The sequence below is a fragment of the Paenibacillus sp. JNUCC 35 genome, from assembly GCF_058269095.1.
Genome location: NZ_CM177771.1, coordinates 4,537,854 through 4,557,101, shown reverse-complemented (window position 1 = coordinate 4,557,101; position 19,248 = coordinate 4,537,854). Strand labels below are relative to the sequence as shown.

Genomic DNA, 19,248 nt, shown 5'->3' with positions numbered 1-19,248 from the left:
GAACGCAAAAGCACGGTTTTTCCGGAGGAAGAAGCGGGTCAAAACTGTTTTTACCGGGTTCTTTCTAGTGGTACAATAGCGGTATACATAGGAAAGAGGAGGAAGAGACAGATGATGGCTATCCGAAAATTATCCGAATGTACCCTTGATCAGGCCGTTCAGGTATGGAACGACGGGTTTTCCGGGTACTTTGTCGACATGACGACGAATCCGGGTGCCTATATGACGAGACAGGCGTACGAACAATTATCGCCGCAGCATTCCATTGTCGCTTTTGACGGGGAACAGCCGGTCGGGTTTGTTTTGAACGGAATTCGTATGGCGGGGGGCCGTAAAATTTCCTGGAACGGGGGCACCGGAGTCATTCCGGCGTACAGGGGTCAAGGAGTCGGCCGTAAGCTGATCGAAGCCTCGCTGGACATTTACCGCGAAGAAGGCGTCGATACGGCTACGATCGAAGCGTTTGCGGACAATGCCCCGGCGATCGCTCTCTATGAAAGCGTGGGATACGTCACCCGGGACACGCTGCTGGTCCTCCGGAAAGCGGGCGGAGCTGCGGGTGGCGGTCCGGCAGAGGGGAACGCTGAGAGCCGGGACGATGCGCTGCCTCCGGCGGCCGCAGAGACCGATGCAGCGGCCGTACGCGCGGGCGGGTCTGCCCATGCCTCCGGCGGCTCAGCGGCAGCGGCGCGGCAGGCGGATGCGCCGGAGGAAGGCCGGAGAGGGCAATCTGCCCTGTCGGCAGCGGAAGCAGGGCCGGCAGATGGCGGCCAGTCCGCTGGCAGGGCCAAGGCGGCAGCGGCGCGGCATAACGATGCCGACGGTCGGTACACGCTGCGCCACGGCACCGCCAGAGACGCCGGCCTTCTGCCGTTCTATCCGGCCCTGGGTGCGTGGCAGGGGCATTGGGCCAGCTTGATGGCGGGAGAGTCGATGATTATGCTCGAAGACGGCAAGCCGATCGGCTACGCCCTGTACAAGCGCGTCTACGAAGCTTCGGGCAAACTTGCCGGTGTCACCCTTTACCAGTGTGAAGCCTCGCCGGACAACCGGGACCCCGAGACTGTGCTCAGGACTCTGCTGGAGACCGTCCTGGACGGTTACGGGGAAGCCTCGTTCAGCGCTTCTCATATTCCTTCGAGCCGGACGGATCTGCTCCGCCTGCTGGAAGAGAGAGGGTTTCAAACCGCTCACGAACTGGTCTGGATGATCCGGGACATGACGGAAGAAGGCCGGGCGTGATACGATAGCAGGACAGCTCCGGCCGGCAGGAAGGCTGGCGGCGTTCCGGCAGCGCAAGCAACCTGGAGCCGTCAGCCCGGCATGGCCGGGCAATCCGAAAGATTTAAAGGAGATTGTAACGATGACTATGGACCGTTCCCTAATCGAGATCAGCAAATCGCTGCTGCAGTCGAGCCTCGGCGTAAAGCCGGGCGAGCTGCTTGTCGTTGTGGCCGACGATTATAAGAAAGAACTTGCCGAGCATGTGCATCAGGCCGGACTGGAGCTGGGGGCGGATGCCTCCCTTGTCGTCATGAAGCACCGTGAGAAATCCGGCGAGGAGCCTCCGGCTCCGGTTGCGGCGGCGATGCGCGAGGCGGATGTGGCCATCTGCCTCACGCAGCACTCGCTGACGCATACGGGCGCGCGCAAGGAAGCGGCGGCCAGCGGCACACGCGTGGCGACGATGCCGACCATCACGGAAGATATGTTCCGAGAAGGGGCGATCTCGGCCGACTACGCCAAAGTGCGCGAGCTGACCGAGCGCGTGACCGCCCGGCTGACCGCCGGGAGCCGGGTTAAGATCGAGAAGGAGCACACGGCGCTCACCTTCTCGATCGCGGGCAGAGCGGGCGTGCCCAGCACGGGCGTCTACCTGAATCCGGGCGAATCGGGCAACCTCCCTTCGGGAGAAGGCTATATCGCCCCGGTGGAAGGGAGCGCTTCGGGCACGCTGCTCGTGGACGGCTCCATTGCCGGGCTCGGCAAGGTAACGTCTCCGCTCACGCTGACCGTGGAGAACGGCCGCCTTGTCGGAGCGGAGGGGGAGCAGGGCGAGGCTCTGCTTGCCGTGCTTGGCGACGGAGACGGCCGGCTGCTGGGCGAGTTCGGCATCGGCACGAACGACAAGGCCCGGATCACCGGCGTCGTGCTTGAGGACGAGAAGGTGTACGGCACGATCCATGTGGCCTTCGGGAGCAACAATACGTTTGGCGGAACCGTAGCGGCCGGCGTCCACATCGACCTCATGGTGCTCTCACCGCGCGTATATATCGACGACGAGCTGATTTTGGAAAACGGGCGTCTGCTCGTGTGATCCGGCGCATGGACGGAGCTCTCTCACGAGCCGCCGTTTGTCAGGCGACCCTGCACCGCGTGCGGGGAGCGGCGTGGCGTGATTTTGACGATCGTTTATCCGTCCGGCTTGAAACATGTCCGACCGGCGGAAGAGCCAGAGCTCTCCGTCCTTGATCTTGCTGTCCGTACCGGGCGGCAAGATTTTTTTGTTGTGCTGGACGAATTGTCGTGTATAATAACAAAAATATGCAACAATTGACCGAAGGTAAACGAATGCCTTCCTGGTTACCCGGTCGGCCGGATTCCCGGAAATGTTCGGAAGGAGACTGATTGGCTTGAATCGAATACGGCATTTTTTATCTTCGTATCACCCGCTCGTGCACACGCTTTTGTTCGGTACAGTGATGGCGCGGGCAGCTTCCTCCATGAGTATGCCGTTTCTGGCGCTTTACCTCGTAGCCACAACGGATATGAGCAAAGGGATGATCGGTCTCGTTATCGGCGCAAGCTCGCTGGCGGGAACGGTAGGCGGCTTTATCGGGGGGACGCTCTCGGACCGGATCGGCCGCAAAGCGGTCATGCAGGGGGCACTGTTTACATGGGCGGCCGTCTTTGTCGGCTTTTCGCTGGTGACGCACCCTCTGCTGTTTCTTCTGCTTAATCTGATCAGCGGCCTGTGCCGTTCGTTCTACGAGCCGGTCTCTCAGGCGCTCATGGCGGATTTGACCGAAAAAGAAAAACGGCTGCAGGTCTACTCGCTCCGCTATCTGGCGATCAATGTCGGAGTGGCGGTAGGTCCCCTGCTGGGTGCGGCCTTCGGGATGGTGAAAGGCTCGCTTCCTTTTCTTCTTACAGGGATCGTGTATCTGTTCTACGGAATCTTCCTCGTCGTTATGATGAGGAAATTCAAGGTTCAGACCGTATCCAAGGAAGTCAAGGAGAGGGTAACGTTCGCTGCCGCATGGAGAGTCGTCCGCAAGGACATGATACTGCGCTACCAACTGCTGGGCGGGATGATCGGCGCGATCGGCTATTCCCAGATGTCCATTACCCTGTCGCAGTACGTGAATGAAAATTTTGCCCAGGGGGTCAAGTTGTTCGCGGCGATGATGAGCGTCAATGCCGTCACCGTGATCGTGCTCCAGATTCCGTTGTCCAAGCTGGCGGACCGGAAGTCTCCGCTTACGGCGATCGTCGTGGGGAATCTCCTGTTCGCGCTCGGGGACGTCGGCTTCGCGCTTTCGAACCACTGGCTGCTGCTTATCGCTTCGATGGTCGTTTTCACTATCGGGGAGACGCTCAATTTTCCGGCTTCCACGATGCTTATGGACAAAATCGCCCCGGACCATATGCGGGGCACGTACTTCGGGGCGCAGACCCTTACCAGCCTCGGACATTTTGTCGGCCCGTGGATCGGCGGTCTTCTGCTAGCCTCGATCGGCGGCCATATGTTTCTGGTCATGGCGGTCGTGACGGTCACCAGCTCGTTTTTATACTGGCGTGGAAGTCACCTGCTTACAAAACGGATAGAAGGCGAATACACCACCGCCACCGGGTCGGCATAGCTGCGAAACGAATGTGTTTCGTTTCCCGGGTTTATCCGACAAAGAAAAAACGGCCTCTTCGCCCGCATACATGCGGCTGGAGGCCGTTTTTGATTCCTTTTGGTATGGTTCAGAGCGGTGACTGACTGCGATGTTCACTCTTGCTTTCCGGACTTTATCGTACCGTAACAGCCGCTGTTGTAAGCTTCGCTTCGGTCTGCAGACCCTCATCCGCTTTGGGGCTGACTACGACCGCGAGCAGAAAGGCGAGAACGGAAACGACCACGGCCGTTTTACGGAACAGCGGGTGATGAAGAAAGCGGAACCGCTGGTTCTGGCCTTTCGATTTCGAATGAACGAGAGCTGCGAACATGAGCATGGAGATAAAAAATAAGACAAGCGCCAGAATACCTTGCATAGCGGTTCCCCCTATAAATAATAAAATAGTCAGAAATGATTGGGTACTATTTCCTATGAAAATAGTACCATATCCAAAGGAAAATGGGAAGAATTTATCAAAATTTTATCAAGTTTTTTTGTTTCCGTTCATTAATGTGGGATTTATGAGTATATAGGCCCGGTTTTCCCGGGTTCAAGCTCTACAAATGGCGTTGTCCTGTGCCCGGTATTTACATTTCGCCCATTACTTGCAGTTCCCGGTTGCGCGGTGTGGCGTCACATAACGATTCACCGAAGTTTCTCGGGCTAAATCGCGGTCATAGCAGCCTGCGGACAAAATAAAACCCCGGTTCGTTCAGCTAATGAACGAATCGGGGTTGCGGTTAGACCGGACAGGCGCAAATCTGCCGTTATTGTTCGGCGGGTTCCGTATTCCGGCGGCGCGGCGGCAGCGGTCCGAAATATTGATACAGCTGGCATTCGATCCGTCCGTTAAACAGCTTGCGGCGCTTGTCGGCCGGACGGGTGAAATAATGCTCCAGCTGCTTGCTCGGTGACAGGACGAACGTGCTCCATGTATGAAGCGAACCCGTCAGCTGTCCGAGCTGGCGCAGCACGCGCTCCACTTCCTTCTGTTCGCCGAGCCGCTCGCCGTAAGGCGGGTTTGTGATCAGGCAGCCGAAGTCGCTTCGCGGCTTCGCTTTGGCTACCGGCTCGACGTAAAACTTCAGCTCCTTGGAAAGGCCGGCCGCTTTGGCGGCCGCCTCGGCGACCTCAATCGCTTTCGGATCGATGTCGGAGCCCGCTATTTCCAGCGGAATGTCGTCGTTCAGGGAATCATAGGCTTCTTCCCGGGCCTGCTCCCAGCGATCCTGGCCGATGATGTCCCAATCCTCCGAGGGGAAGGAGCGGCGAAGGCCGGGTGCGATATTCCAGCCCGACATGGCGGCCTCGATCAGAATCGTGCCGGAGCCGCAGAACGGATCGTAGAGCGGGCGGTCCGGCTTCCAGCGGCTCAGGTTTACCAGAGCCGCAGCCATCGTCTCTTTGAGCGGAGCTTCAGTCACAAGCTTCCGATATCCCCGTTTGTGCAGGCTCGGACCCGTCGTATCGATCGTCAGCGTGGCGATGTCGTTAAGAAGAGCGACCTCGATCACATAGCGGGGGCCGTCTTCTTCGAACCATTCCGTCCGGTAGCGTTCTTTCATTTTCTCAACGACGGCTTTTTTAACGATGCCCTGGCAGGCCGGGACGCTGGAAAGCTGTGATTTATGGGAACGGCCCTCTACGGGGAATTCGCCGTATTCGGGAATCCAGGCGGGCCAGTCGAGTGCTTTGGTGCCTTCAAACAAATCATCGAAAGTCCGTGCTTCAAATTGCCCCATTTTGACAAGAATGCGGTCGGCGGTACGCAGCCACAGGTTCGTCCGGCAAATCGCCAGTTCGTCCCCGGTGAAGGTAACCCGTCCGTTCTCGACGGTTACATCCTCGTAACCGAGCTCTTTGACCTCTCTTGCTACGATCGCTTCCAGCCCCATGGGACAGGTGGCGATCAAATCCAATTTAGCCATGCTTTCATTTCCTTTCGGGTGGTATCCGTGTAATTTCTAAGTATAGGCGAAAGAGGCGCGGGAGACAAATGCCAATGTTGCCGAAATCAGCCTCCGGACGGTTGAACGCGCTTGTTTTTTCATATACAATGACCTCACAGATCAACGCCGTACGCACGCATGGGGTTCACGCGTCGCAACGGTGCGTTTGGCTTGGCCGATAATCCGGCTGTTCCAGGACTGTCCCGTCCAGTGAGGACAGTTTCTGAATACATATGCAGAAAAGAGGAATGACCCGTGGAAAAAAGGACGGATCAAACAAACGGGGGTTCGGAGAAAGCGGCTCCGGGGCCTGAGGAATACCTGGAAGCACTCTACGCGGAAGATGAGGCTCTGGGGTTGGTAAAAGAGGCTATCCGGGACAACAACATGCCCGATATTTCGGTTGCTCCCGGCTATGGGCGCCTGCTCACCATGCTCGTGGGACTGACGGGCGCCAATCGGGTGCTTGAAATCGGAGCCCTTGGCGGCTACAGCGCCATTTGCCTGGCCAGAGGGCTTGGCGACGGCGGACAGGTGCTCTCCCTGGAGGTGAACGCCGCCTTCGCGGAAACGGCACGGCAGAACGTGACCAAGGCCGGCTTCGGTGACAAGATTGGGTACCGGGTGGCTGATGCCGTAGAAAGCTTAGCCGCGCTGAAGGAGGAAGGCGCGAAGTTCGACTTCTTTTTTATCGATGCGGATAAAGTGAATTACCCGACTTACCTGGACTATGCCATCGAGCTGGCCAACCCGGGCGCCATTATCATAGGCGATAATATTCTGATGCGGGGGCGGACGATCGATGCGGCCGTTACGAAGAAATCGGTCGAAGCGATGAGGGAGTTCAACCGCCGGTTCGCTTCCGATCCGCGCCTTGAAAGCACGATGCTTCCCGCCTACGACGGGCTTGCGGTGGCGCGGGTGAAATAGGACTCCGGGCGCGCATGTCTTCCGTTGACCACCGACATGTGACGCCGAGCACTGCGCGCTGGGAGCTTCGCGCGGTGTGAATGAGTTACAGACAAACAATAAAAAGAACGATCCGCCCGGACGCAGCCGGTAAAAGGATCGTTCTTTTTTGTTTGGTTGGCGGTTGAAGGCGTCTGACCGCCGAAGCGATTCCGTCGAGCGCTTTTCTATTCCGCCCATCCGCCCATCCGCCCGTTCGGCCTTTACAAGGTTCCGTCCGAAATCTTGTGCTTGCCGAGCAGCGTGCGGTACGACCAGGCCGCGTTAATGGCAAGCATCACGGTCGCGAACAGGAACAGTTCGCGAATGTTCAGGAAGCCGGACAGGGCGCCGCCGATAACCGGTCCCAGCATGTTGCCGAGAGCCAGAGCGCTCGTATTGAAGCTGTACGAGCGGCTTTCCATTCCGACCGGCGTGTAGGTCCGGATCAGGGAATTGACCGTCGGCAGAAGCCCGCCGATAAAAATGCCGAGGCAGAACCGGGCCGCCATCAGTTGCCAGACGTTCTGCACAAAAGCCTGCGGAATGAAGAAGATGGCCGCGCCGATAAGCGAGACGAACAGGATGCGCTGCGGGCCGATCCTATCGGACAATTTTCCGAGAAGGGGGGCGGCCACCATGTTCGAGAACCCGGCGATCGACGCGACAAGTCCCGCGTAGAAGGCGAGCAGTTCCCCCGAGCCGTGGAGCTCCTCGACGAAGAGGGCCATCAGCGGCATGGAGCACTGGATGGAGAACTGGATCACGAACGTGATCGAATACAGCGTCGGCAGCTGTCGGATCGGCCTCAGGTCCTTATAGCCCTGAATGACCGATATTTTCGGCTGTTTTTTGGCTTCGGCCGCATTGAATTTCTCCTTGACCAGCAGCATCGTCACCATCGAAGCGATAAAGAGCATGGCTCCGGTTACATAGAAGATGTACCGGAAGCCGATAAGCTCGGCCAGCAGACCGCCGATAAACGGGCCGAGAATGGAGCCGGCCACGGCACCCGACTGGAGCGTTCCCATCGCAAATCCGATATGCTCTCGCGGCGTGTTCGTCGACATGAGAGCGACGGAAGCGGGAGCGTACCCGGAGATCGTGCCGTTAACGAGCCTCAGCAGCAGGAGCACCCACGGGGCATGAGCAAAGCCCATCGTCGTCATGACGGCCGCCATTCCGAAGCCGGAACGCAGCAGCATCACCTTGCGTCCGTAGCGGTCCGCCATTCCTCCCCAGAACGGCTGGAAGAGGAAGGAAGTGACGAAGTTGCCGGCAAAAATAATGCCTGTCCAAGTTGCGATTTCCTGCGCGTCCTGAAGGCCCATCTCTTTGAGATATAAGGGCAGAAACGGCATGATCATGGTCATGCCTGCCATTACGAAAAACTGTCCGACCCACAAAACCGCCAAGTTTACTCTCCAATTGATCATGCAATTCCCCCATTTCTAGTTGTACATGCTTTGCTTTTGCGCCGTCCTGGAATTCATCCCCTTATTATATCACAAAAAGAAGATATTTTTTCCTTCATCCTCAGGAAGCGGCTTTGCGGATGCACACTTCTAGGATTCTAGTTATCTTTAACCCGGTAAGGCGGGAGCAATCGGTTTCCTATGCATAAATTTCCCATGGAAAGGGAATTGTAAGCGTAAAGGTACTTACAAAAGGAGCTGTTTTCCCATGCCATTCGGAGCCCATGAAACGTTAGAGGTCCACGAAGTATTGACCGAAAAAATAAATATGATCCGGCATTTTTCTTTTTATGCCAGGCAGGCCCGGCATCCGCAGGTGAAAGCGATCACCGAGCATCATCTTCAAGCGGGGGTGCAGCACTATAACGAGCTGGTCGCTTACACGCATGATTACAGCGCCGCACGGGGACAGGCGCCTTACGGCCAGCCGCCGTTTGTCTCGGTCCAGGATATTTTGTACGGCCTGCGCCATCCTGCCCAGGTCTCACCGGAAACGGACGGTTCTTTCAATGACGAGCAGATTTTATCCGCCATGCTCTGCTGCCACAAAAACAGCGCGAAAAATCAAATGACGGCCGCGCTGGAATGCGCCGATCCCAACGTCCGCCGGATGCTTCTTACAGCAGCCGACGCGGCCGCGGATCATGCCTATGAAGTATTTCTGTTCATGAACAGTCAAGGCCAGTACCAGGTTCCGACGCTTCACGATCATACGGCCAAAACCTACCTGCACACCTTCCAGCCGGTTCATGAAGCGGATTTCGGCCAGACGGCGGGAAACTACGGCCAAGGTTACGGCTACGCCCAGGAATTCGGCCATGCTCCCGACTACGGCCAAAATCACTTGTACGGCTATCCGGGTGCCGGCGGCAGCCAGCCGCATCAGCAAAGCCGCCCGCAGCAAAGTTACCAACCGCAAAACCACCAGCCAGGCGCCTACGGCTACAACGGGGGTTACAGCGCACAGCCGGATAACGGCGGTTACTCCGCATACGGAAGAACGGAAACGGGCTATGCGGATCATTCTTACGGCAGCTCGGCTTACAGAGGACAAGGGCAGCAGCCGGACGCTTACGGCTCCGCACAGCCGTCCTCTTATACGGGAGGCGGCACTTCCGGCTACGGCGCCGCTTACGGGTATGAGAGCGCAGGCCAGCAGGCGCTTTACCAGACGCAGAACCCGTCCTACACCCAGGCTTCCAATTCCCCGTATCAAGGAGACCGGAATTACACGCCGCAAACCGGTTCGGGAACCCAGCAGCACAGCGGCACGCAGCAGCACCAGTCCGGCTACGCTGCATCCGCCGCCGGGACCAGGCAGGCTTCCCACGCCCAGACGCCTGTCAACTCCCAAAGAGGCGGGCAGGAAGAGAAAACGGACGAACCCGACAGCGGGGCGCTGACTTCCAAAGCGGGCGAGTCTTCCTCCAATCCGATTCAATAAGCGTTAAGAAGTGTAACCGCGACAGCCGTGAAACTTCCGATAAAAATCAGTTTAAAACCGGTGTTCTCCTTGAGGCCCCTTAGCGGAACGTTTATAATCGCTAGAGGGCCTTTTTCCATGAATGCCTTTATTCAGAACGGGGAGTTGAGTGACCGATGACGGGAACTGTACGCAACATTTACTGTGTAGGACGCAACTATAAGCTTCATGCCGCCGAACTGGGCAATGACGTGCCGGAAGAGCCGATGATCTTTACGAAACCGACGCATGCGCTTGCCGCAATGGAAGGGAATTTGCTCGAGCTGCCTCAAGGTAAAGGAGAAATCCACTACGAGGGAGAGCTCGTTCTTCATATTTCCAAGCCCTATTCGCCGGGAATGACGGTGGATGAGCTTGTCGATTCTTTCGGACTGGGGATTGACTTCACCCTTCGTGACGTTCAAAGCGTCTTGAAGAAAAAAGGCCATCCTTGGCTGGCCGCCAAAGGATTTTTGAACTCCGCCGCTCTGAGTCCGCTTCGCCCGTTTCCGGGTGCCGCCGAACTGGAAAAGACGGAATTCAAGACCGTGCGCAACGGCGAAACCGTCCAGCGGGGCAATATCGGGGAGTTGATTTTCCCGCTGCAGGCTATCGTCGATTATGTGGCCGCAAACTACGGCCTCGGAGCGGGGGACCTGATTTATACGGGCACGCCTGCCGGCGTCGGAGCCTGCGCGGACGGGGATGTGTTCGAGCTTCTCTGGGGCGGGGAGACTTTCGGCCGCTGCACAGTTAAGCTGTAAGGAGGGATAGGATGAACTGTCCTGCCGCGGAAAGTAGAGGGGACCGATGAAGAAACAGAGGTTAACCCTTCTTATCGTGTCTGCGATCTTCAGCGCCGTTCTCGTTACGGGATTGCTGCTGGTCAAAATAAAAATGGACGCGGCATCCGTTCCGCCCGTTGCGTCGTCTTCGGAACAGCCGGTCACCAAGACGCCCGGAGACAGTCAGCCCGCCTCTTCCGCGGTGCCGGCTCCGGAAAAATCGCCCGTGCCCGCGGCATCTCCGGTCCCGGATAAAGCGGAGGAGTCGGCGGAGGCTGCCGCAAGCGAACCGACCGGCAATAAAGAAGTCAAACCGGCGGATAAACCGGCGAAATCAGGGGAAGCCAAAGCGACCGAAAAGCCGAAGGGTTCGCAGGATACGGCTCCTGCCGTCCGCAAAAAAGTGGGCGATCATGAAGCCGTTGATCTCATTTTTGCCGGGGACGCACTGATGGATTGGTCTGTGAAGGAAACGATCAAGAAGAAGGGGCCGGATTATCCTTTTCAGTTTGTTAAAGCGGAAGTCTCCAAGGCGGACTACGCCTTTGTGAATCTGGAAACGTCGGTGACCGACGCGACCGAGAAGGATACGAACCAGCTCTATAATTTCAAATCGGACCCGCCGTCCTTGAAAGGATTAAAAAATGCCGGATTCGATCTCGTTTCCATAGCGAACAATCATGTGCTCGATTTCGGGAAACAGGGTTTTCTGGATACGCTGAATCACCTGAAACAGACGGGTCTCCCTTATATCGGGGGCGGCCGCAACGCCGCGGAAGCGTACAAAGCCAAAACCGTTGAAATTAACGGGGCCAGGATCAAATTTCTTGCCTTTTCCCGGTTCATTCCGAGCCGGGACTGGTTTGCGGGTCCCGATACGCCGGGGATTGCTCAGGCATACGACAAATCCGCCGTTCTGCCGGTCATCCGGCAGGAAAGCAAGGACGCGGACTATGTATTCGTCTATATGCACTGGGGAGTGGAGAAAAACCACAAACCGGAAGAGTGGCAGCGGACCTTCGCCAAAGAAATGATCGATGCCGGGGCCGACGGAATCATCGGGAGCCATGTGCACGTTCTGCAAGGATTCGAATTTTACAAAGGCAAGCCCATCGCGTATTCCATCGGCAATTTTTTATTTCCCGATTATGTGAAAGACGCGAAAGCGGACACCGGACTTCTTAAATTAAAGCTGATCAACGGAAAGATCACGGCAGAATTCAACCCGTATTACATTCAAAAAGATCAGATTGTGAAAAGGGACGCGGCTTACGACAAAAAGCAGATGGATTTTCTCCAGTCCATTTCTTACGGCGTCAAGATACGCGGCAAAGCCATCGAACCCGCTTCCTGAGAAGCAGAAAACACACCTCCCGAGCGGGGGTGTGTTTTGCTTGCAAGGGCGATTTTTGCCATAATGGACCTAAGGCAGAATTTAGCGGGAAGCTTCTTCCTCGCGTTCGTTCTGAATCGGGTCGGGAAGAAGGCCTTCTTCCGTGAGGTCCTCATTGGTTTTCATGCCTTCCATGTCTTTGCCGAGCTGTTTGATTTCATCCATGTTCGGCGCCATCGAACCGTTCATGACCTCATTGATATCGCGATTCGCGGAATTTTGCTTGGCGTCATGATATTCATGCTCTTTTACGGATTCGAGATCTTCATTCTCATATTTACGGACGTTATTTTTCTGATTGGTGTAGGGGTTGTGCTTATTTTCATCCGTAATCGGGTTGATGTCCTCGTTCGGTTTGTTTTGGTTGGTTTCCATGATTAAAATCTCCCCTCATATACGAATGTGTGATACGGGATCTACCCTTATTTTTACCCGAAATACGGAAAACGAAACCCGCGGTTTGCAGCCGCCGGCTTTTGCAGGCAGTGCTTTGCCTTGCTCGGATGATTGAAAGAAGGGGAGATGAGAGAATGTCGGGAATGGATGTGTGGATAGGACTGCTGGGAAGCGTCCTGGTGGCGGGGGCCGCTTATTCGAAGCGCTCCTTGACGGCGTCGGGTGCGGCCGCGGCGGTTGTCTTGGGCACGCTGATGTATTCGCTCGGCTCGGCCGCCTGGTTCGGCACCCTGATCGCGTTTTTTGTTGCCTCGACGCTGCTGTCCAAGTACAAGCACAAGCGAAAAGCGGCCATCGAATCGGGCTACGCCAAAAGCGGCAACCGGGACGCCGGACAAGTGGCCGCAAACGGGGGGCTGGGGCTTCTGCTCTGCATCGGCTCGGCGATCGAACCTCACCCCGCCTGGTGGGCCGCTTTCGTAGGCGTTATGGCCGCCGTCACGGCCGATACCTGGGCCACGGAAATCGGCGGGCTGAGCCGGACCGCTCCCCGCTCTATCCTGACGGGGCGCAAAGTCGCCCCCGGCACGTCCGGCGGGGTCACCGCGCTCGGGCTGCTCGCGAGTTGCGCGGGCGGGCTCTTCATCGGCTTGGCGGCGTGGCTGCTGGCCAGGCTGGGGAGCGGCGCCGTCACGGGAGCCGCTAACGCCGCAGCCGCCGGGGCGGCTGCGTCCGGCCAGCAGGCGGCCGCCGTGCTGACCGCCGGAGCGCACCATCCGCTGGAGACGCTGCTGCCGCTGCTTGCGGCGGGTCTGGCCGGCGGCCTCGCCGGATCGCTGTCCGATTCGCTGATCGGCGCGAAGTGGCAGGCGATGTACCGCTGCGCCGTGTGCGGCCGCGACATCGAGCGCGGCTCGCACTGCGGCTCGCCCGCCGAGCCGCTGCGGGGCTTCGCCTGGATGACGAACGATGCCGTGAACGTCATCGGTTCGCTCTTCGGCGGCGCCGCGGCGCTTGCGGCGGCCCTGCTCGCAGGCTGGCTGTGAACAGCCTGGGGGCCGCTGCCGGGCTTTGTGCGCCGCCGCTCGCCGGCCGATGGTACCCGCGTCACGTCGCGAGCCGCCAGCGTGCAGCAAGGCCACGCTTCACGGCGCGAAGCCACACGCCAGCAGCCGCTGCCCGGCGTTTCGGCCGCGCTGAACCGCCGGTGACGCCCGCAAGCGCATCCGTCGCAGTGTTTTGCATCACGGCACGAACGTGCCGGCTGCGCAGGCCTTTGCCGCTGCCCGGCGTTCCAGCCGCGGCAGCAAACTCCGGCCTAACGCGTCGAAACATGAAAAAAACCTCCATCCCGGCAGGCCTTAACGGCCGCATGGATGGAGGTTTTTCGTTTTTTTCTTACAGCACGCCGGAGTTGTTCTTGCCGAACTCTTTCTTGACGGGAGATTCCTCACCCGGCAGACGATCTTCGTAAGAAGCGGAAGCGGCTTCTGCGGCGGCAGTGCCCGGCAGCACTTCCGTATCGCCCGGAACGGCGAACCCCTTCAGCTGTTTGCGAAGCTCCTTGATTTCCTTCTGCATCTGTACCTGACGCAAAATGCCGAACAGACCGACGATAAGTCCTCCGAGAACGGTGGAAATCACGATGACCAGAATGAGGGGCGCGTTCGTTTCCATAAACACGAAATTGACACGAACCTGGTCCATATTCACCACCGCGAAAACCGTCGTAATAAGGGCAAAAATAAGAGCGCCGATCAACAGCCATTGAATACGGTTCGATTTCATGGAAAATCTCTCCTTTAAACCGGCAAAAAGGCCGTGAAACCGTTCATCGGCCTTTAAGCTCGGGGTAAAGTCCGCGTGAATTACTTCGTCAGCTCTTCCATCTGATCAAGCACGGAAGCGAATACGCTCATCGCCTGCTTGATCGGTTCTGGAGTTGACATGTCCACGCCGGCTTTTTTCAGAATGTTGATGGAATAGTCGCTTCCGCCGCTCTTCAAGAAGCCGAGGTAGCGTTCTACGGCAGGCTGGCCTTCGTCGAGAATCTGTTTGGAGAAACTCGTGGCAGCGGAGAAGCCCGTCGCATATTTATACACATAGAAGCTGTTATAGAAGTGTGGAATACGCGCCCATTCCATTTCGATATCTTTGTCCACTACCATTTCTTTACCATGATAGAGGGTGTTCAAATCATAATAGATTTTGCTGAACTCCTGCGCCGTAAGCGATTCGCCTTTTTCCATCTTCTCGTGCGTGATTTTCTCAAACTCGGCGAACATGGTCTGGCGGAACACGGTCGTACGGAACTGATCGGCATAGTAAGTAAGCAGGTACAGCTTCTTCTTCGGATCGTCCGTATGCTTCAGCAGGTAGTCCATCAGAAGCGCTTCGTTGAGCGTGGAAGCCACTTCGGCCAGGAAAATCGTGTACTGGGCGTCCCGGTACGGCTGATTTTCGTCCGACAGGTACGAATGGATCGCGTGACCCATTTCATGCGCCAGCGTAAACATGCTGTTCAGATTCTCTTTGTGGTTAAGCAGCACGTACGGATGCGTGCCGTAAGCGCCCCAGCTATAGGCGCCGCTGCGCTTGTTCTGGTTTTCGTAAATATCGATCCAGCCGTCGTTGTAGCCTTTTTCCAGCGTTTCCACATAGGATTTGCCGAGCGGAGCCAGGCTTTCCTTAATCGTTTCTTTCGCTTCGTCGTAGGTGACCTTCATCTTGAGATCGTCTACAAGCGGCACGAACAGGTCGTACATGTGAAGCTCGTCGAGTTTGAGCAGCTTCTTGCGCAGCTTCATGTAGCGCTGGAGAAGCGGAAGCGATTCGTGAATCGTTTCGATCAGATTCGTGTATACTTCCGGTTTGATGTTGTCGCCGAACAGGGACATCTCCAGAACGGACGGATATTTCCGCGCCTGCGAATAAAAAATGTTCTTGTTGATGTTGGACGAAAGCGTAGCGGCTATCGTGTTTTTCTGTTTGGCATACGTCTCGTAAACGGCTTTGAAAGCTTGCTCGCGTACCTCGCGGTCCCGGCTTTCGAGGAACTGGATGTAGCTTCCGTGTGTCAGCTCGGCTTCCTCGCCGTTCTCGTTCTTCACCTTCGGAAATTTCATGTCCGCATTGTTGATCATGCCGAAAATGTTGCTCGGAGCGCCGGACATATTGCCGGCCATCGCCAGCAGCGCTTCTTCTTCCTTGGACAGCACGTGAGGCTTCTGGCGGATCATTTCTTCCAGCGTCGTTTTGTATGGCGCCAGATCCTTGTTCTCCACGAGCGTCTTTAGCTGCTCCTCGGAGAGGCTGACGATTTCGGGAGAGATGAAAGAGAGCGCCTGGCTCACTTCCACGCTGAGCTTCTGGGCTTTATCCGACAGTGCCTGGTAAGTAGGGTCCGTCATATCCTCGTGATGCTTCATGTTGGAATACACGTAAAGTCTTTCGGTATGTAGAGAAATATCGTCCTCAAGCTCGAAGCATTGCTTCACAGCGGCAGGATCGCTTAACTTGCCGTGAAACTGGCCGATTTTGCCCAGCGCTTCTTTCGTTTCGTTGTATTCTTTGTTCCAGGCTTCTTGATTGGCGAAAAGATCCTCCAGCTTCCAGCGGTGCTCAGCCGGGACGTCTTTACGAACGGGAATTTGGTTCATGGGAACCCTCCTGACAGATGATTTCGGATTGGCGGCCGAATGCGCGCCGCTGCCGGGAACCAGCGTGGACGCGAGCAATCCGGCCATAAGGGCGATCGGTAAGAGGCGCATACGGTTTCACGCTCCCCAGACGGATTTTCCCAGTTGACATTTCGGGAATCCCGTCTAGTATGACCGATCGGAAGATTAATTATCATTATAGGGGAATGCGTTTGGGAAGTAAATTCGCCCGCGTTTTACCCCGCCATTCCTAATTTAAACAGAGATACGACCACCAGCGAAAAAGAGCAGACCACCAGGATCAGCGCGAAAATGGCCATCGGCCTGCGCAGCTGTTCCGGTATGCGGTTGCGCGAATAGAGCACAATCAGCGCGAAAGCGAAGCCCGCGATGATAAAGAGCAATACATCATTTGAAATCCCCAAAATACGTTCACCTCTTGCCATTAAGCATTTTAACTAGTATGCCATACAACTTCGCCTCATGCGGACGATTTCCCTCTTTTCCGGCTAGCGCGCAAAACCCGCCGGCCTTTCAGCAGAAAGGGGCGGGTCCGGTAATTACTCGGTATACGGAGCCGGTCGTCAGCCGGCGGATTTAACGGATTTCGGATCCTTGTCCGGTCCGACCTTGACGAAGACGAGACGGCCGCTCGGGTCCGACTGCACGGTGAACCGGTCTTCCGGTGCGATGTTGGCTTGGTGGCCCACATGCTTGGGAAGGGTGAGCTGGCCGCGTTCGTTAATTTTAACGGAATAACCGGACATTTTCACGACATAGCCGGTTATGAGCACCCCGACGACAATGACGGCGATAAAGAGCCATTTTACAAGCGGGTTAGCGGAGAAATAATCGTGCATAATGAATTGCTCTTCGGTCAGCATTTTAGCTGCGGTATAGGCAAGTACGCCGGAACCGATGTACATGACAATCGGAAACCGGTCGACGACCTTAATGAAAATGGTGCTGCCCCAGACGACGATCGGTACGCTGACCAGCAGTCCGATAATGACGAGGCCGATATGGCCGTGAGCCGCACCGGCAATCGCAATCACGTTGTCGATGCCCATTGCCGCGTCGGCCGCGATAATGGTAGTGATCGCGGCTCCGACTGTATTTTTAGCCGCGATATTGTCATGATCGCTTTTATCCGTGAGAAGCTTGAGCGCGATCCAGACCAGCAGCAGTCCGCCTACGAAGAGCAGGCCGGGAATTTGAAGTAGATACACAACGAGAACGGTCGCGACTACGCGGATACCGACCGCGCCTGCAGTCCCCCAAAGGATGACCCGCTTCTGCAGGTTCTTGGGTACGTTTTTGGCAGCCATCCCGATGACGATGGCGTTGTCTCCCGCTAACACGAGATCGATGATGATGATGTTGAGCAAGGTAAGCAAGGATGCTGTTGAGAACCAGTCCATGATAGTGAGTTCACTCCTTCATCTTAAAATAGGGTTTGCAAGTCAGGGACTTCTAATTCGGCGGCAGCCTACAAAAAAATGCCTTACCGAATTATCCGGTAAAGGCATTTTTCTCCAGCGAAGAGGAAAAGACCTTTACCAGCGTGCTGGCAAAGGTCTTGCTAACAACTCTCGTTGCCAATAAAGCCGGGGCTGTTGTCCAACCCGAACTGACGACTTTACTGTAGAAGCTACTCCCCTTTGACTGTCCCGTACATTTAGTTTTCTGTGCTCAGTATACCGCGCGTGTCGCAAATACGTCAAGACATTTGTTCGCCTGTTTCAGACGTTGCGGAAAGCTTCCATCATGGCGTCATATTCTTCGTCGGTTCCTTCGAACGAATCCCGCGGGAATCTTTCCTGAGCCCAATGCATCAAAGCCGGCCGGCTGAGAAAAGTATGGGTGTCTTCGCCCCATTGGTCCGAAATTTCCCTGGCGACAAGCCGGGAACCGTTCACTTCAACCGTAACCATATTCCATTTGTCTCTTTTGAAGATGACATGTTTTTTTATCACGTGTGACATGAGAATTCTCCTTTAATCTGGTTTGAAGGATGAGGGACGGATATAAAGGTAAGAATGCCCCAACCGCTTGCATCTTACTTTAGCATAAGGGATTAAAAATTTCACTAGCTTGAACCGGGCGGAGGTGGTACAATACATTCAATCTTTATGGGAAAAGTTGGATGGGGCAGACAGAGAGCCGCCGTCACTTATCCGTAAAGTCCCGTCCGCAGCGACGGAAAATCAGTTTAGTTGAGATGAGCCGAGAAGAGGAGAGTGCAGTTGAGATGGAAACAAAACGCTTTTATGAGCAGACGGGTGTCGCTATGACATGCCGCAATTTCGAGGAATACGTCCGGATGTTTGACTTGGAGCCGGAAAAGCTGCGCGGCAAGCGCGTGCTGGATACCGGCGCCGGCGCTTCGGCATTTACGGCCGAGGCTTCCCGCAGGGAAATCAAGGCCAGTGCGGCAGATCCCCTGTATGCGATGGGGCCTTCGGAAATCGAAGGGCTGGGTCTGGAGGAGATCGACCGGTTTATTGCCAAGCTGACGGAGAGAAGGCACTTGTACAATTGGGACTTCTACGGGGGGCCCGAGTTATTAAAGAAACTGCGCAAACAATCATTCGCGGATTTCGCCGCAGATTATGCGAATCCCGCTTCCCGCGAAGAGAGATATACGGCGGCTTCGCTGCCGGAGCTTCCGCATTCGGAAGGCGAGTTCGATCTTGTGCTGTGCAGCCACTTCCTGTTTCTGTACGGAGAGCAGTTCAGCCCCGAATTTCACCTCCAGGCGATGAGAGAACTGCTGAGGGTATGTAAACCGGGCGGAGAAGTGCGGATTTATCCGCTGCTGACCTTCGGCGGAGAGCTGTATCCTCAGCTTCCCGAGCTGCTGGCAGAGCTCGCCGGAGAGGGCGTCAGCGCCGCATATAGGCCGACGCGGCTCGCTTTTATCCCGGGTTCGAGGGACTACTTGACTTTGCATAAAGTTGCGGATTGACCCCTTTCTGGCAGTTGAACTGGCAGACAAAGGATGATATAATATCCATATTCGCCATAGATGGCGATACATTTAGGAGGTTGTTCACTTGAAAGGTACAGTTAAATGGTTTAACGCAGAGAAGGGCTATGGCTTCATCCAAGTAGAAGGCGGCGAAGACGTATTCGTTCATTTTTCCGCTATTCAAGGCGATGGATTCAAAACTCTTGACGAAGGCCAAGAAGTAGAATTCGAGATCACGGATGGTAACCGCGGTCCTCAAGCAGCTAACGTCACCAAGTTATAAGATCCAGGGATAACCACCTTCTTATAAATAGTGTCATAGCAAA

Annotated in this window: 19 protein-coding genes; 10 read left to right on the top strand and 9 right to left on the bottom strand. The window is 56.1% G+C overall.

The genetic code is table 11. From position 1 onward, the window contains the following. Positions 1-111 precede the first annotated feature (111 nt). The 3 genes from AC2TF6_RS20585 to AC2TF6_RS20575 all read left to right on the top strand — a co-directional run bounded on the left by AC2TF6_RS20585 (position 112) and on the right by AC2TF6_RS20575 (position 3,863). A complete protein-coding gene (locus AC2TF6_RS20585) occupies positions 112-1,242 on the top strand; it encodes a GNAT family N-acetyltransferase (protein ID WP_491308269.1) in 1,131 nt (376 codons plus the stop codon). Positions 1,243-1,369: 127 nt separating this feature from the next. Then, positions 1,370-2,317 carry an aminopeptidase gene (locus tag AC2TF6_RS20580; RefSeq protein WP_491311696.1) on the top strand — a complete coding sequence of 316 codons (948 nt, stop codon included), beginning with the start codon at positions 1,370-1,372 and terminating at the stop codon, positions 2,315-2,317. A gap of 316 nt (positions 2,318-2,633) precedes the next feature. Further along, entirely contained in the window at positions 2,634-3,863 is a 1,230-nt protein-coding gene (locus tag AC2TF6_RS20575; RefSeq protein WP_491308268.1) for an MDR family MFS transporter, read from the top strand. Positions 3,864-4,017: 154 nt separating this feature from the next. Here AC2TF6_RS20575 and AC2TF6_RS20570 read toward each other — a convergent pair whose 3' ends face one another. Both AC2TF6_RS20570 and AC2TF6_RS20565 read right to left on the bottom strand, forming a co-directional pair. Beyond that, on the bottom strand, positions 4,018-4,260 hold the full coding sequence (locus tag AC2TF6_RS20570; protein WP_369994988.1) for a hypothetical protein: 243 nt from the start codon (positions 4,258-4,260) through the stop codon (positions 4,018-4,020). 391 nt (positions 4,261-4,651) lie between these two features. Continuing rightward, positions 4,652-5,812 carry a THUMP domain-containing class I SAM-dependent RNA methyltransferase gene (locus AC2TF6_RS20565; protein WP_491308267.1) on the bottom strand — a complete coding sequence of 387 codons (1,161 nt, stop codon included), beginning with the start codon at positions 5,810-5,812 and terminating at the stop codon, positions 4,652-4,654. Between the two features lie 276 nt (positions 5,813-6,088). On the opposite strand from AC2TF6_RS20565, the gene AC2TF6_RS20560 reads away from it, so the two are divergent. Beyond that, positions 6,089-6,763 (top strand): O-methyltransferase, encoded by a 675-nt coding sequence (locus AC2TF6_RS20560; RefSeq protein WP_491308266.1) that lies wholly within the window; start codon positions 6,089-6,091, stop codon positions 6,761-6,763. Positions 6,764-7,005: 242 nt separating this feature from the next. On the opposite strand, the gene AC2TF6_RS20555 is transcribed toward AC2TF6_RS20560, so the two are convergent. Continuing rightward, on the bottom strand, positions 7,006-8,217 hold the full coding sequence (locus AC2TF6_RS20555) for an MFS transporter (RefSeq protein WP_491308265.1): 1,212 nt from the start codon (positions 8,215-8,217) through the stop codon (positions 7,006-7,008). Between the two features lie 247 nt (positions 8,218-8,464). Between AC2TF6_RS20555 and AC2TF6_RS20550 the strand changes: the two genes are divergently transcribed. The 3 genes from AC2TF6_RS20550 to AC2TF6_RS20540 all read left to right on the top strand — a co-directional run bounded on the left by AC2TF6_RS20550 (position 8,465) and on the right by AC2TF6_RS20540 (position 11,857). Further along, positions 8,465-9,700 carry a spore coat protein gene (locus AC2TF6_RS20550; RefSeq protein WP_491308264.1) on the top strand — a complete coding sequence of 412 codons (1,236 nt, stop codon included), beginning with the start codon at positions 8,465-8,467 and terminating at the stop codon, positions 9,698-9,700. A 155-nt stretch (positions 9,701-9,855) separates the two neighbouring features. Then, positions 9,856-10,482, top strand: a complete 627-nt coding sequence (locus tag AC2TF6_RS20545; protein ID WP_491308263.1) for a fumarylacetoacetate hydrolase family protein — start codon at positions 9,856-9,858, stop codon at positions 10,480-10,482. 46 nt (positions 10,483-10,528) lie between these two features. Further along, positions 10,529-11,857, top strand: a complete 1,329-nt coding sequence (locus AC2TF6_RS20540) for a CapA family protein (protein WP_491308262.1) — start codon at positions 10,529-10,531, stop codon at positions 11,855-11,857. Between the two features lie 81 nt (positions 11,858-11,938). On the opposite strand, the gene AC2TF6_RS20535 is transcribed toward AC2TF6_RS20540, so the two are convergent. After that, the gene (locus AC2TF6_RS20535) at positions 11,939-12,271 is read right to left on the bottom strand and encodes a hypothetical protein (protein WP_009675006.1); all 333 of its coding nucleotides are present in this window, start codon (positions 12,269-12,271) and stop codon (positions 11,939-11,941) included. Between the two features lie 164 nt (positions 12,272-12,435). Here AC2TF6_RS20535 and AC2TF6_RS20530 point away from each other — a divergent pair, with 164 nt between their 5' ends. Beyond that, positions 12,436-13,338 (top strand): DUF92 domain-containing protein, encoded by a 903-nt coding sequence (locus tag AC2TF6_RS20530; protein WP_491311695.1) that lies wholly within the window; start codon positions 12,436-12,438, stop codon positions 13,336-13,338. 352 nt (positions 13,339-13,690) lie between these two features. Here AC2TF6_RS20530 and AC2TF6_RS20525 read toward each other — a convergent pair whose 3' ends face one another. From AC2TF6_RS20525 to AC2TF6_RS20505, 5 genes are all read right to left on the bottom strand, one after another. Further along, positions 13,691-14,080 (bottom strand): LapA family protein, encoded by a 390-nt coding sequence (locus AC2TF6_RS20525; RefSeq protein WP_491308261.1) that lies wholly within the window; start codon positions 14,078-14,080, stop codon positions 13,691-13,693. A gap of 80 nt (positions 14,081-14,160) precedes the next feature. After that, positions 14,161-15,951, bottom strand: coding sequence for an oligoendopeptidase F (gene pepF, locus AC2TF6_RS20520; RefSeq protein WP_491311694.1), 1,791 nt, complete (start codon positions 15,949-15,951; stop codon positions 14,161-14,163). A gap of 236 nt (positions 15,952-16,187) precedes the next feature. Further along, complete coding sequence (locus tag AC2TF6_RS20515) at positions 16,188-16,376, bottom strand: hypothetical protein (RefSeq protein WP_491308260.1); 189 nt, start codon at positions 16,374-16,376, stop codon at positions 16,188-16,190. 159 nt (positions 16,377-16,535) lie between these two features. Next, a complete protein-coding gene (locus AC2TF6_RS20510) occupies positions 16,536-17,372 on the bottom strand; it encodes a TerC family protein (protein WP_491308259.1) in 837 nt (278 codons plus the stop codon). 321 nt (positions 17,373-17,693) lie between these two features. Next, positions 17,694-17,927 carry a hypothetical protein gene (locus AC2TF6_RS20505; protein ID WP_036740500.1) on the bottom strand — a complete coding sequence of 78 codons (234 nt, stop codon included), beginning with the start codon at positions 17,925-17,927 and terminating at the stop codon, positions 17,694-17,696. A gap of 275 nt (positions 17,928-18,202) precedes the next feature. On the opposite strand from AC2TF6_RS20505, the gene AC2TF6_RS20500 reads away from it, so the two are divergent. Continuing rightward, positions 18,203-18,919 (top strand): class I SAM-dependent methyltransferase, encoded by a 717-nt coding sequence (locus AC2TF6_RS20500; RefSeq protein ID WP_491308258.1) that lies wholly within the window; start codon positions 18,203-18,205, stop codon positions 18,917-18,919. A gap of 88 nt (positions 18,920-19,007) precedes the next feature. After that, positions 19,008-19,205, top strand: coding sequence for a cold shock domain-containing protein (locus AC2TF6_RS20495; RefSeq protein WP_009675016.1), 198 nt, complete (start codon positions 19,008-19,010; stop codon positions 19,203-19,205). The last annotated feature ends 43 nt before the right edge of the window (positions 19,206-19,248 follow it).

Bases quoted from the DNA above. Each gene is read 5' to 3' on its own strand.
- AC2TF6_RS20525 (WP_491308261.1), bottom strand. From the start codon at position 14,080: ATGAAATCGAACCGTATTCAATGGCTGTTGATCGGCGCTCTTATTTTT.
- AC2TF6_RS20500 (WP_491308258.1), top strand. From the start codon at position 18,203: ATGGAAACAAAACGCTTTTATGAGCAGACGGGTGTCGCTATGACATGC.
- AC2TF6_RS20545 (WP_491308263.1), top strand. From the start codon at position 9,856: ATGACGGGAACTGTACGCAACATTTACTGTGTAGGACGCAACTATAAG.
- AC2TF6_RS20540 (WP_491308262.1), top strand. From the start codon at position 10,529: ATGAAGAAACAGAGGTTAACCCTTCTTATCGTGTCTGCGATCTTCAGC.
- AC2TF6_RS20550 (WP_491308264.1), top strand. From the start codon at position 8,465: ATGCCATTCGGAGCCCATGAAACGTTAGAGGTCCACGAAGTATTGACC.
- AC2TF6_RS20555 (WP_491308265.1), bottom strand. From the start codon at position 8,217: ATGATCAATTGGAGAGTAAACTTGGCGGTTTTGTGGGTCGGACAGTTT.
- AC2TF6_RS20530 (WP_491311695.1), top strand. From the start codon at position 12,436: ATGGATGTGTGGATAGGACTGCTGGGAAGCGTCCTGGTGGCGGGGGCC.
- AC2TF6_RS20565 (WP_491308267.1), bottom strand. From the start codon at position 5,812: ATGGCTAAATTGGATTTGATCGCCACCTGTCCCATGGGGCTGGAAGCG.
- AC2TF6_RS20510 (WP_491308259.1), bottom strand. From the start codon at position 17,372: ATGGACTGGTTCTCAACAGCATCCTTGCTTACCTTGCTCAACATCATC.
- AC2TF6_RS20535 (WP_009675006.1), bottom strand. From the start codon at position 12,271: ATGGAAACCAACCAAAACAAACCGAACGAGGACATCAACCCGATTACG.
- pepF (WP_491311694.1), bottom strand. From the start codon at position 15,951: ATGAACCAAATTCCCGTTCGTAAAGACGTCCCGGCTGAGCACCGCTGG.
- AC2TF6_RS20585 (WP_491308269.1), top strand. From the start codon at position 112: ATGATGGCTATCCGAAAATTATCCGAATGTACCCTTGATCAGGCCGTT.
- AC2TF6_RS20570 (WP_369994988.1), bottom strand. From the start codon at position 4,260: ATGCAAGGTATTCTGGCGCTTGTCTTATTTTTTATCTCCATGCTCATG.
- AC2TF6_RS20580 (WP_491311696.1), top strand. From the start codon at position 1,370: ATGGACCGTTCCCTAATCGAGATCAGCAAATCGCTGCTGCAGTCGAGC.